The organism is Novosphingobium colocasiae (assembly GCF_014652555.1).
In the GTDB taxonomy this organism is placed as follows: Bacteria; Pseudomonadota; Alphaproteobacteria; order Sphingomonadales; family Sphingomonadaceae; genus Novosphingobium; species Novosphingobium colocasiae.
The window spans coordinates 41,223-53,398 of sequence record NZ_BMZA01000008.1 but is presented as its reverse complement, the minus strand read 5'-3'; the positions used below and the strand labels follow the sequence as shown (position 1 = coordinate 53,398).

The window sequence follows — 12,176 nt, the reverse complement described above, 5'->3', positions numbered from 1 at the left end:
CCGTGAGAACATAATAGGAACATGAAGAGATTCGTTCCTGCTCCCGCCTGCGATGGCACGGCCGCTGCGGCGGTCGCGCGGCGGGCTTTCGGTGTCGCGTCGCTGGATGCCGCGCTGGGGGGCGGGCTGGCGCTGGGGCGGGTGCACGAAATCTATGCGGCAGAGGCGGATGATCTGGCGGCATCGGCCGGGTTCGTGATGGCGCTGGCGACGGGGCTGGCGGGTGCCGAAGGGATGGTCTTGTGGCTGCGGCCACAACGGGCGGTGGGGCAGGGCGGGGTGGCGCAGGCCATCGGCTGGGCCGAACTGGGCGGCGTCCCGGACCATGGCCTGATCGGCGTAGTCCGCGATTCCATGGCCCTGCTGCGTGCCGCCGTCGATGCCTTGCGCTGCCCGGCGCTGGGTGCGGTGGTGGTGGAAGGCTGGGGCGCGATGCGCGAGCTGGACCTGACCGCCAGCCGCCGCCTGGCGCTTGCGGCGGAAAAATCCGGGGTGCCGCTGCTGTTGCTGCGGCCTGACGCGGTGCCGGTGCCCAGCGCGGCGCAAACGCGCTGGCAGGTGGCGGCAGCTCCCTCGCGCGCGCTGCCCGGCCATGCTCCCGGCGGGGCGACCTTCGATGTGACTTTGCTGCGCCAGCGATCCGGTCCTTCCGGCCTCGACTGGCGGCTGGAGTGGGACCGTGACCGACGTTTGTTCCGTGAAGCGCCGCCATCTGGCGCTGTGGTTCCCGTTCCTGCCCACCGACCGGCTGCGCATCCAGCAAGCGCCGGCGGAGGGGGCGGACGGCGCGCGGCCTGACGCGCCGCTGGCGCTGATCGCCAGGGAACGGGGTGCGCTGCGGCTGCGCGCGGTCAACGCCGCCGCCCGCGATCAGGGGATCGTGCCGGGGATGGCGCTGGCCGATGCCCGGGCGCTGCATTCCGCCCTGGTCACCGCCGATATGGATGAGAGCGCCGATCGCCACTGGCTCAAACGGCTGGCGGAACACTGCCTCGGCTGGTCGCCGCGCGTCGCCATGGCCCCGCCTGACGGCATCACCCTGGACATCACCGGGGCCGAACACCTGTTCGGCGGCGAAAGCGGGCTGGCCGCGCAGACCGAGGATGCGCTGGCCGGCATCGGGATGAGCGTGCGGCTGGCCCTGGCCGATACCCCGCAAGGCGCGCAGGCGCTGGCCCGCCATGCCCGCCTGCCGGTGGTTGACGAGCGGCAGGCGCTGCGCGCGCTGCCGGTGCTGGCGCTGGGGCTGGATGAAGAGGCCACGCTGGCGTTGCGCCGGGCCGGGCTCAGGACCATCGGCGATGCCGCCGCCCGCCCGGCCGCCAGCATCGCCGCGCGGTTCGGTGCCCCGGCGGTGACCGCGCTGCGCCGGCTGCTGGGCGATGAAAGCGCGCCGATCGATCCGCTGGCCCAGCCCGAACCGCTCCACTTCGAGCGCCGTTTCCCCGAACCGGTGGCGCTCCAGGCCAGCATCGCCGCCTGCTTCCTCGACCTGCTGCGCGAGGCGGCGGACATGCTGGAACGGCGCGGTCTGGGCGGGCGGCGCTTTGTCCTGACGCTGTTCCGCAGCGATGGCGCGCGCCACCGGCTGGCAATCGAAACCGGCCTGCCGACGCGCGATCCGGCCCCCGTGCTGCGCCTGTTCGACGAGCGCATCGCCACGCTTGCCGATCCGCTCGATCCCGGCTTCGGCTATGATCGCATCACCCTGTTCCTGCCGGTGACCGAACCGCTGGCCGCCAGCCAGGCCACGCTGGACGGGAGCGGCCGGGAGCCCGCGGCGCTGGCCGATCTGATCGACCGGCTGAGCACGCGGCTGGGGCCCGCCAGCCTGTGCCGTCTGGTCCCGCGTGACAGCCATATCCCGGAACAGAGCCAGTTGGCGCTGCCCGCCATCGAAGCCCGCGCGCCGCTGCGCTGGCCCACGCCCCCTGCGGGCGAGCCGCCGATGCGCCCGCTGTTCCTGTTCGATCCGCCGCAACCGGTCGAAGTCATCGCCGAAGTGCCTGACGGGCCGCCGCACCGCTTCCGCTGGCGGCGCAAGCTGCACGAGGTGCGGCTTTACGAAGGGCCCGAACGGATCGCCTCGGAGTGGTGGCGGCTGCCCGATGGCCACAAAAGCCGCAGCGAAGCGCCGGAGAAGGGCGGGCTGACGCGCGACTATTTCCGGATAGAGGACGTGCGCGGGCGGCGGTACTGGATTTTCCGCCACGGCCTTTACGCCGAAAAGCCCGATCCGCGCTGGTATCTGCACGGGCTGTTCGCATGACCGCCGCGCCGCCCTTTGCCGAACTGATCGCGGCGACCAATTACAGCTTCCTGCGCGGGGCCTCGCACCCGGCGCAGATGGTCGTCCAGGCGCACCATCTGGGGATGGCGGGGCTGGGCATCGCCGATCGCAACACCGTGGCCGGGGTGGTCCGCGCCCACATGGCCTGGCGCGACATCGGCGGGCCGGGGGGCGGCTTTCGCCTGGCGGTGGGCGCGCGGCTGGTGTTTGCCGACGGCACCCCCGACGTGATCGCCTACCCTGCCACGCGCCACGGCTGGGGGCGGCTGACACGCCTGCTGACGCTGGGCAACCTGCGCGCGAGCAAGGGCGATTGCACGCTGCACCTGGCCGATCTGCTGGACCATGCCGATGATCTGCTGCTGATCGTCACCGGCCGCGAACGGGCGCCGCTCGAACGGCTGGCCCAGGCGCGGCCCGGTGCGGTGTGGCTGGCGGTGACGATGCCGCGCGCCGGTGCGGATGCCCGGCGACTGGCCGAAGCGCAGGCGCTGGGCGCGGCCTGCGGCGTGCCGCTGCTGGCCACCTGCGATGCGCTGTACGATCATCCCGATGCCCGCCCGCTGCACGATGTGCAGACCTGCATCCGCGAAGGGACGACGATCGCCGCCGCCGGCCGCCGCCTGCTGGCCAATGCCGAACGCCATCTCAAATCCCCAGCCGAAATGGCGCGGCTGTTCCGTGCCTACCCCGAAGCGCTGACCGCGGGGACCGATCTGCTGGCGCGAATCGCCTTCACGCTCGACGATCTGCGCTATGAATATCCGCACGAACCGGTGCCCGAAGGCTGGCAGCCGCAGGACTGGCTGGAACATCTGGTCCACGAAGGCGGGCGGGCATGGTTTCCCGAAGGCCTGCCGCCCGCTTACCGCGCCGTGCTGGATGAGGAGTTCCGGCTGATCCGCAGCAAGAACTACGCCTGCTATTTCCTCACCGTCCATGACATCGTCCGCCATGCCCGCACGCTCGATCCGCCGATCCTGTGCCAGGGGCGGGGCAGCGCCGCCAATTCGCTGGTCTGCTATTTCCTCGGCATCACGCCCATCGATCCGGTGCGCGAGAAGCTGCTGTTCACGCGGTTCCTGTCCGAACAGCGCAACGAACCGCCCGATATCGACGTGGACTTCGAGCATGAGCGCCGCGAGGAGATCATGCAGTATATCTACGCGCGCTATGGCCGCGAACGGGCCGGCATCGCCGCCACCGTGATCCATTACCGCCCGCGCAGCGCCATCCGCGAAGTGGGCAAGGCGCTGGGCCTCACCGATGACGTTACCGCGCGGCTGGCCTCCACCATCTGGGGCAACTGGGGCGATGACGTGCCCGAGGAGCGGCTGGCCGAAGCCGGGCTGGATGTGGCCAATCCGATGGTGGCGCGGCTCAAGGCGCTGGTCGACCGGTTGCTCGAATTCCCGCGCCATCTCTCGCAGCATGTCGGCGGCTTCGTGCTCACCGAGACGCGGCTGGATGAACTGGTGCCGATCCACAACGGGGCGATGCCCGATCGCACGTTCATCGAATGGGACAAGGACGATATCGATGCGCTGGGCCTGATGAAGGTGGATGTGCTGGCGCTGGGCATGCTGACCGCGATCCGCAAGAGCTTCGATCTGCTCAGCCGGCACGGGCTGGGCGATTGGGCGCTGGCCACGGTGCCGCGCGAGGATGAGGCCACGTATGCCATGCTGCGGCGGGGCGACAGCATCGGTACCTTCCAGGTGGAAAGCCGGGCCCAGATCGCCATGCTGCCGCGCATGAAGCCTCGGAATCTTTACGATCTGGTCATCCAGGTGGCGATCGTCCGCCCCGGGCCGATCCAGGGCGGCATGGTCCACCCCTATCTGCGGCGGCGCAACGGTGAGGAAACGTTGATCTTTCCCAGCCCCGCGCCGCCGCACAATCCCGGTGAACTGCGCGATGTGCTGGGCAAGACGCTGGGCGTGCCGCTGTTTCAGGAACAGGCGATGAAGCTGGCCATCGTCGCCGCCTGTTTCACCCCGCCGCAGGCGGACGGCCTGCGCCGGGCGATGGCGACGTTCCGCCATCACGGGACGGTACACAATTACCAGGACCTGCTGATCGACGGCATGGTCCGGCGCGGATACCAGCGCGATTTTGCAGAGCGCTGCTACGAACAGATCAAGGGCTTTGGCGAATACGGCTTTCCCGAAAGCCATGCCCAGGCCTTTGCCTGGCTCGCCTATGTGTCCTCATGGCTCAAGTGCCACCAGCCGGCGGCGTTCACTTGTGCCCTGCTGAACAGCCAGCCGATGGGCTTCTATGCCCCCGCGCAGCTTGTCCGCGATGCGCAGGACCATGGCGTCGATGTGCGCGCGATCGATGTGAACGCCAGTGATTGGGACTGTTCGCTGGAAGGGCCGGCCGGGGGGTGGCCGGCGCTGCGCCTCGGTTTTTCGCGGATCGACGGGTTTCGCCAAGGCTGGGGCGAAGCGATCATGGCGGCACGCGGCGCCGGTGCGTTCGTTTCGGCCGAAGACCTCGCCCGGCGCGCCGCGCTGCCGCCTGCGGGCTTGCGCAAGCTGGCCGATGCGGATGCTTTCGGCGCGCTGGCAGCATCCCGGCGCGATGCCTTGTGGGAAGTGCGCCGCACCCCGGCCGCGCAACTGCCGCTGTTCGCTTTTGCCGATGCGCCGGAACTGGGGCGCGAACCCGATGCGCGCCTGCCGACGATGCCGTCGTGCGAGGAAGTGGTGGCCGATTACCAGACCGCGCGCCTGTCGCTCAAAGGCCATCCGCTGCAGTTTCTGCGCGATGATCTGGCCCGCGAAGGCGTGCTGACCTGCGCCGATGCCAACGCCGCGCCCGATGGCCGCAAGGTCCGCGTCGCCGGGGTGGTCCTCACCCGCCAGCGCCCGGGCAAGGGCAACGCGGTGTTCATTACCATCGAGGACGAGACCGGGGTGGTCAACGCGCTCCTGTGGTCGCGCGATCTGGAACGGCAACGCCGCGCGGTGATGGCGGCGCGGCTGATGCTGATCGAGGGGGAGATCCAGAAGAGCAAGGAGGGCGTGGTCCACCTGATCGCAGAGCGGATCCTCGATCGCACCGCCATGCTCGATGCGCTGGCCGATGGCGGCCGGCCGCTGCGGGTGACCGATCGCGACGAAGTGCGCAATCCCCAGGGGTCACGCGGCCACGGCCACCCGCGCAACGTCCGCATCCTGCCCAGGTCCCGCGATTTTCATTAGGGCATCTAGCCTTTAATCAGCACCACGAACGGAGAATGATTCAGACTTCGCCAGCTTGGCTCCAGGCAGGAAATCATCGGCGGGCCCTGATGCGCTCCCGTTACGAAGCGGGCACCAGGCGCGGCGCGGTTACTTTGGCCACGACGAGGAAAACGATGGCGATGGCTGCCGAACCGCCGCTGATCGTCGCCGCCACCAGATCATAGCTTCCGGTTGCATCGCGCAGCACGCCCGCAAGCTGCGGGAGGGCGACCGTGAGGGGTGCCATGAGAAGACTCGAAAGACCCAGCACGCGCGCCAGTGAAGCCTGGCCGAAGGACATGCCGAACAGCGTGCTCGTGGCGGGAAAAACGCCGGCGGTGCAGGCACCGATCACGATCGCGGCAGCCGTCATGAATGCCAGTTCGGGTGCGACAAGCAACGCGAGCCAACTCACCGAAAATCCTGCGCCGAGGAGGGCCAGCGTGCGGGACGCGCCCAACCGGCCGCACAACATGCCGACCAGCAGCGATCCGATAACGCTGGCACCGCCCAGCAGCGACATCACGATGGCGGCCTGTGTCGCCGGAATGCCCTTTTCCAGACCGAATGCGAACAGGTGCGACATCCCGCTGATCGCCGCGGCATTGAGCGTGCCGGCACCCAGCACGATCACCCAGAAAAGCGGTCGGGCAAGCGCACCCCTCGTCGTAATCGAAGCGGAGCTCGCTGCGTCCGATGACCCGGTGGACGTATCTTCCGGCGCTTCTTTCACGCCCAAGACCAGCGGAAGGACCAGAAGATGCAGTGAAGCAAGGATGATATACAAAGAAGTGAGGCCGTAATGGCTGATGACTGCCTGGCCTGCGAGGGGCATCAGCGCCAGGAACAAAGGTATATTGACGAATCCGAGCGCCGGGCCGGGGTTTTCGCGAAACCAGTTGCTTGCCAGAACGGCGGCCGGAAAGGGGCCGAACATCGCCAGCCCCGCGCCGATCGGCAGGGCATAGGCGAACAGCACGGTCAGCATGTTCGAGGCGAAAGCGAGCAGTGCATAACCGAGGCCCGATATGACGACCCCGGTCGCCATGGTTCGCCGCAAGCCGAAACGGCTGATCATGGTTGCGACCAGCGGACTTGCGAGGCTGATGACGAGCACCGCGAGAGCCAGCCCCAAAGACGCAGTTGCAAGGCTGACATGAAACTTTTGCTGCAGGGGCAGGACGGTGACGCCGAACGCACCGAAGGCGCACCCGGATGCTACATTCTGCGCAAAGAAACCTCGAACCGCCATCGATCGGCGTAGGGTGGCATGCGATCGCGCTATCACCGGGGGATCCTCTTCAGCCGTTTGTTGTAATTTTCCCCGCAGCTTAAATCACGGCGTTACGATCCATCTATATTCCCAAATCCGACTTTAATTACCGATCGTCCAAGGGACGGCGTGGCCCGCCGCCGCATGCGGAAGGGCGGCTGTCGATGTAGCGGTCCGGTCAGGCCCGTTCAGTCCCGGGGTGTTCCAGATGCGCCCGCGCAAAAAAAGGGCCGCGCCGAAGCGCGACCCCTCTTGTTCGTTCGCCCTGAAAGACGCGATCAGTCTTCCTTGAGGAAGGCCGGCATGTGGTTGGGATCGCCACCGCCGCTGTCACCGTCGCGATCGCGGCGGGGGCCGCGGTCGTTGCGGGGGCCGCGCGGGCCACGATCGCCGCCGCCGTCGCGGCGTGGGCCACGACGATCACCGCGATCACCACGATCGCCGCGCGGTTCACGCGGTTCGCGGGGCGGGCGGGTGTCTTCCAGCTCGGCACCGGTTTCCTGATCGACGACGCGCATCGACAGGCGAACCTTGCCGCGCGGATCGATCTCGAGGACCTTGACCTTGACGGCCTGGCCTTCGGAAACGACGTCGGTCGGCTTCTCGACGCGCTCGTTGCGCATTTCCGAGACGTGGACGAGACCGTCCTTGCCGCCCATGAAGTTCACGAACGCGCCGAAATCGACGATGTTGACGACCTTGCCGTCGTAGATCTTGCCGACTTCCGCTTCCTCGACGATGCCGAGGATCCACTTCTTGGCCGCTTCGATCTGGGCGATGTCCGAGGACGAGATCTTGATCACGCCTTCGTCGTCGATGTCGACCTTGGCGCCGGTTTCGGCCACGATCTCGCGGATCACCTTGCCGCCGGTGCCGATGACGTCACGGATCTTCGACTTGTCGATCTGGATCGTCTCGATGCGCGGGGCGTGGGCGGACAGCTCGGTGCGGGCAGAGCCCAGCGCCTTGGTCATCTCGCCCAGGATATGGGCGCGGCCGGCCTTCGCCTGTTCGAGCGCCTTGCCCATGATTTCCTTGGTGATGCCGGCGATCTTGATGTCCATCTGCATCGTCGTGATGCCCGCTTCGGTGCCGGCCACCTTGAAGTCCATGTCACCCAGGTGATCTTCGTCACCCAGGATGTCGGACAGCACGGCGAAGTCGTCACCTTCGAGGATCAGGCCCATGGCGATGCCCGAGACCGGACGCTCGATCGGCACGCCCGCATCCATCATCGACAGGCAGCCGCCGCAGACGGTGGCCATCGACGACGAGCCGTTCGACTCGGTCACGTCCGAAAGGACGCGGATGGTGTAGGGGAAGTCCTCGCGGGCGGGCAGCACCGGGTGCAGCGCGCGCCATGCCAGCTTGCCGTGGCCGACTTCGCGGCGGCCCGGCGCGCCGAAGCGGCCCACTTCGCCGACCGAGTAGGGCGGGAAGTTGTAGTGCAGCATAAACGGCGAATACGACAGGCCTTCAAGGCCGTCGATCATCTGCTCGGAGTCCTTGGTGCCCAGCGTGGTGGTGCAGATGGTCTGCGTTTCACCGCGCGTGAACAGGGCCGAACCGTGCGTGCGGGGCAGGAAGCCGACCATCGATTCGATCGGGCGGACCTGATCGAGCTTGCGGCCGTCGATCCGGGTGCCGTCCTTGAGGATGGCGCCGCGCACGATGTCCGCCTCGACCTTCTTCATGGTCTTGATAGCGACCATCTGGGTCTGCGGGGTTTCGTCGGCGAACGCGGCCTTGGCCTTGGCACGCGCTTCGTTGAGCGCGTTCGAGCGGGCCGACTTGTCGGTCAGCTTGTAAGCGGCGGCGACGTCCTTGCCGACGGCCTTCTTCAGCTTGGCCTTGATGTCGGCGGTGTTGTCCGACAGGTCGATCTCCCAAGGTTCCTTGGCGGCCTTTTCGGCCAGATCGATGATGAGGTTGACGACCTTGCGGCATTCGTCATGCGCGAACATGACGGCACCCAGCATCTCTTCCTCGGTCAGTTCCTTGGCTTCGGATTCCACCATCATCACGGCGCTGCCGGTGGCGGCGACGACGAGATCGAGGCGGCCGTCCTTGAGCGCGGCGTCCTGCTTGGGGTTGAGCGTGTACTGGCCGTCGACGAAGCCGACACGGCACGCGCCGATCGGGCCCATGAACGGCACGCCCGAGATGGTGAGCGCGGCGGAGGCGGCGATCATCGCGACGACATCGGGCTCGGTCTCGCCGTCATAGGACAGGACCTGCGCGATGCAGTTGATCTCGTTGTAGAAGCCTTCCGGGAACAGCGGGCGGACCGGACGGTCGATCAGGCGGCTGGTCAGCGTTTCCTTTTCGGTCGCCCCGCGCTCGCGCTTGAAGAAGCCGCCCGGGATGCGCCCGGCGGCCGAGAACTTTTCCTGGTAGTGGACGGTGAGCGGGAAGAAATCCTGCCCTTCCTTGACCGATTTGGCGGCGGTCACGGCGCACAGCACCACGGTTTCGCCATAAGTGGCGAGGACCGCGCCGTCAGCCTGACGGGCCACGCGGCCGGTTTCGAGGGTGAGGGTCTTTCCGCCCCACTCCATGCTTACTGTCTTGACGTCGAACATATCTGTTTCCTTCGCCCGCGGGCCCTATTGCCGGCGGGGTCTGCTGCCGGGGATACCGTCCCGGTCCGGTGCGGGGCCTTCCAGGCCCTCTGGTCCGATCGTCGCCGAATTGCGCCGATCTTTCCGTTTTCAAAAACTAAACGGCCCGCCGAAGCGGGCCGAAGTTCACGTCACTTGCGCAGACCAAGCTTCTGGATCAGCGCATTGTACCGCGCGACATCCTTCTTCTTGAGGTAGTCGAGCAGCGAGCGACGCTTGTTCACCATGGCCAGCAGGCCACGACGAGAGTGGTTGTCCTTGTGGTGCGACTTGAAGTGTTCGGTCAGGTTCTTGATGCGCTCCGTCAGGATCGCGACCTGCACTTCCGGGCTGCCCGTGTCACCAGACTGGCGGGCGTTGTCGGAAATGATATCCTGCTTCTTCTCGGCGGTAACCGTCATGTCATTCACTCCGCGACATCGTTGAGGTTGAAGCCCCTGACCACGCGGACGTCACCGTCCGAAAGCTCTACCAGCGCGACCGGAACCGATCCTTCGCGCGCCCAGTATTGCCCGTCTTCAAAGGCCTGTCCGGTAAGAACGCGGCCCTGTCGGACCGCCCTTGCCTGCTCCGGATCGAGGTCGATGGCCGGGATGTCGTCCAGCCCCGCCTCCAGCGGCAATAGTATGTGCTCAAGCGGCGCGCCCTTGCCGATTTCGTTCAATTTGTCCAGCGAAATCGCGTTCGACAAGGCGAACGGCCCCGCAGCCACGCGGCGCAGAAGCGTCACCGTGCCGCAGCTCCCCAGCGCCTGCGCGATGTCCCGCGCGAGGCTGCGGACGTAAGTGCCCTTGGAGACATGGGCCTCGAATGTCATCTCCTCCAAAGGCGCTTCCCCTTCAGGGGAGGGGGTGGGGAGGGGGCTCTCCCCCTTGAGCGACGCTTGAGGACGGGAACCCCCACCCCCGACCCCTCCCCTGAAGGGGAGGGGGGTCAGGGCAAAAACCGTCACGTTGCGCGCCTTCAGTTCCACTGCATGCCCGGCCCGCGCCAGATCATAGGCGCGTTCGCCATCCACCTTGAGCGCGGAATAGGCGGGCGGCACCTGCTCGATCGGGCCGGTGAAGCGCGGCAGCACAGCGTCCAACATTTCCCACGTTGGCCGTACGGCGCTTGTGGCGATGACCTTGCCCTCCAGGTCGAGGGTGTCGGTCTCCTCGCCAAAGCGCACCGTGAACAGGTAGGTCTTGCTGGCATCGAGCATGCGGCCGGTCAGCTTGGTCGCCTCGCCCAGCGCAATGGGCAGCACGCCCGAGGCCAGCGGATCGAGGGTGCCGCCGTGGCCGACCTTGACCTTCTTGCCATGGCCTGCCTCGCGCAGGTTGCGCTTGACCGCCGCCACGGCTTGGGTCGAGCCAAGCCCCACCGGCTTGTCGAGGATGATCCACCCGTGCGGCATCACGCCTGTCCGTCCGGCCAGGCCAGCAGGCGGGCGTGATCGGCGATCGGATCGGGCCACAGCATCGCCAGCGCGTCGAAATTCTCGCGATCGCCGGCATAAAGCGCGCGGATGGCCTCTTCGTAGCCGGGCCGGTCACCGGCGATCACGGTCAGGAAGCGATAGGCGGCATCCTGCCGCTCGCGCTCGGTCCGGCCACGGCGCATCGCTTCCTCGACGATCTTGCGCAGGGTGACAGAGGCGCTGCCGGGCTGGCGCGACAGCCATTCCCAGTGGCGCGGCAGCAGCGATATCTCGCGCGATTCGACGCCCAGCGCCGGTCGCCCGCGCGAACGGGCGGCGGTGCCGGAACCATCCAGCTCAAGGTCCACCTGCCGCCCGGTCTCGTCGTCGAATGCCAGAAGGTCGCTGCTGCGGGCAATGGGCTGCAAGGCCCGGATCGTATCGGCAAACCCGCGCGGATCGCCCCGCGCGATCACCGCGTCCCTGTAAAATACCGTTGTCGACATGCTGTGTCCTTCGTCCCCGCCGCTTCGGCCTTGCGGGGACGGCGTTTATTTACCCGGACAATATCTGTCAATTAAAGCCGGGTAATTTTATTCCGCATTCATACCGGCATCGCGATCGGCACGCCGGCGATGGCGCTGGCAAGGGCGAAGTAGTGTTCGCCGATCCACAGGACCGGGGGCAGGACGAGGTTCCGCACCACGCCCCACTCGGGGTAGAAATGCGGCACCACCAGCAACAGCAGGATCATCAGCATCAGGCCGTAAGGGCGCAAGCCCGCATAGCGGCGCGCGGCACTGCGGGGCAGCAGGCCTTCGACGATGTGCGAACCGTCAAACGGCGGCAGCGGCAGCAGGTTGAAGAACGCGAGGAACACGTTGACGAAGATGAAGTTGACCGCGTTAAGCGCCATGAAACCCCAGACAATGCCGGGGTCATCGCTGCCCATCAGCACCAGCAGGCCCAGCAGCACCGCGCCGACGGCCGCCAGCACCAGGTTGGTGCCCGGCCCGGCTGCCGCCACCAGCATCATGTCCCGACGCGGATGGCGCAGCCGCCACTTGTTGACCGGCACCGGCTTCGCCCAGCCGAATACCGGCAGCTTGGCCAGCGCCAGCATGCCGGGGAGCAACAGCGTCCCCACCGGATCGACATGGCGGATCGGGTTCAGGCTGAGCCGGCGCTGTTCCTGCGCGGTCGGATCGCCCAATGCGCGGGCCACCCAGCCGTGCGCCACCTCGTGAAAGACGATGGCGACGATAAGGGGAACGATAAGCGCTGCAGCCTGCAGCAGGGTCTGGTTCATGGCGCATAGCTAGGGTGCGGACGCGCATTGCGCAACGCGGGTGACTGCGTG

9 protein-coding genes are annotated in these 12,176 nt (G+C 67.3%); 3 read left to right on the top strand and 6 right to left on the bottom strand.

Features of this window, described 5'->3' with window-relative positions; genetic code table 11:
- Positions 1-21: 21 nt before the first annotated feature.
- Genes IE122_RS11515 through IE122_RS11505 form a run of 3 tightly spaced genes read left to right on the top strand, consistent with a single transcriptional unit; the run spans position 22 to position 5,499 of the window.
- Positions 22-798: an ImuA family protein gene (locus IE122_RS11515; RefSeq protein ID WP_229814055.1), complete on the top strand. Its 777-nt coding sequence runs from the start codon at positions 22-24 to the stop codon at positions 796-798.
- On the top strand, positions 680-2,269 hold the full coding sequence (locus IE122_RS11510) for a Y-family DNA polymerase (protein WP_229814054.1): 1,590 nt from the start codon (positions 680-682) through the stop codon (positions 2,267-2,269). The genes IE122_RS11515 and IE122_RS11510 overlap by 119 nt, the downstream gene beginning before the upstream one ends.
- Positions 2,266-5,499 (top strand): error-prone DNA polymerase, encoded by a 3,234-nt coding sequence (locus IE122_RS11505; protein ID WP_189621317.1) that lies wholly within the window; start codon positions 2,266-2,268, stop codon positions 5,497-5,499. Before IE122_RS11510 ends, IE122_RS11505 begins: the two co-directional genes overlap by 4 nt.
- Positions 5,500-5,599: 100 nt before the next feature.
- On the opposite strand, the gene IE122_RS11500 is transcribed toward IE122_RS11505, so the two are convergent.
- The 6 genes from IE122_RS11500 to IE122_RS11475 form a co-directional block, all read right to left on the bottom strand.
- Positions 5,600-6,772, bottom strand: coding sequence for an MFS transporter (locus IE122_RS11500; RefSeq protein WP_189621316.1), 1,173 nt, complete (start codon positions 6,770-6,772; stop codon positions 5,600-5,602).
- 299 nt (positions 6,773-7,071) lie between these two features.
- Entirely contained in the window at positions 7,072-9,375 is a 2,304-nt protein-coding gene (pnp, locus tag IE122_RS11495) for a polyribonucleotide nucleotidyltransferase (RefSeq protein ID WP_189621315.1), read from the bottom strand.
- A 170-nt stretch (positions 9,376-9,545) separates the two neighbouring features.
- A complete protein-coding gene (gene rpsO / locus IE122_RS11490; protein ID WP_189621314.1) occupies positions 9,546-9,815 on the bottom strand; it encodes a 30S ribosomal protein S15 in 270 nt (89 codons plus the stop codon).
- A gap of 5 nt (positions 9,816-9,820) precedes the next feature.
- The gene (truB, locus tag IE122_RS11485) at positions 9,821-10,813 is read right to left on the bottom strand and encodes a tRNA pseudouridine(55) synthase TruB (RefSeq protein WP_189621313.1); all 993 of its coding nucleotides are present in this window, start codon (positions 10,811-10,813) and stop codon (positions 9,821-9,823) included.
- Positions 10,813-11,322 (bottom strand): DUF2239 family protein, encoded by a 510-nt coding sequence (locus IE122_RS11480; protein WP_189621312.1) that lies wholly within the window; start codon positions 11,320-11,322, stop codon positions 10,813-10,815. The genes truB and IE122_RS11480 overlap by 1 nt, the downstream gene beginning before the upstream one ends.
- Before the next feature lie 98 nt (positions 11,323-11,420).
- A complete protein-coding gene (locus IE122_RS11475) occupies positions 11,421-12,125 on the bottom strand; it encodes a site-2 protease family protein (RefSeq protein ID WP_189621311.1) in 705 nt (234 codons plus the stop codon).
- Between the last annotated feature and the right edge of the window lie 51 nt (positions 12,126-12,176).

What these genes read in the sequence shown, in the direction of transcription:
- IE122_RS11515 (WP_229814055.1), top strand. Translation starts at nt 22, where the DNA reads ATGAAGAGATTCGTTCCTGCTCCCGCCTGCGATGGCACGGCCGCTGCG.
- IE122_RS11505 (WP_189621317.1), top strand. Translation starts at nt 2,266, where the DNA reads ATGACCGCCGCGCCGCCCTTTGCCGAACTGATCGCGGCGACCAATTAC.
- IE122_RS11500 (WP_189621316.1), bottom strand. Translation starts at nt 6,772, where the DNA reads ATGGCGGTTCGAGGTTTCTTTGCGCAGAATGTAGCATCCGGGTGCGCC.
- pnp (WP_189621315.1), bottom strand. Translation starts at nt 9,375, where the DNA reads ATGTTCGACGTCAAGACAGTAAGCATGGAGTGGGGCGGAAAGACCCTC.
- rpsO (WP_189621314.1), bottom strand. Translation starts at nt 9,815, where the DNA reads ATGACGGTTACCGCCGAGAAGAAGCAGGATATCATTTCCGACAACGCC.
- truB (WP_189621313.1), bottom strand. Translation starts at nt 10,813, where the DNA reads ATGCCGCACGGGTGGATCATCCTCGACAAGCCGGTGGGGCTTGGCTCG.
- IE122_RS11480 (WP_189621312.1), bottom strand. Translation starts at nt 11,322, where the DNA reads ATGTCGACAACGGTATTTTACAGGGACGCGGTGATCGCGCGGGGCGAT.
- IE122_RS11475 (WP_189621311.1), bottom strand. Translation starts at nt 12,125, where the DNA reads ATGAACCAGACCCTGCTGCAGGCTGCAGCGCTTATCGTTCCCCTTATC.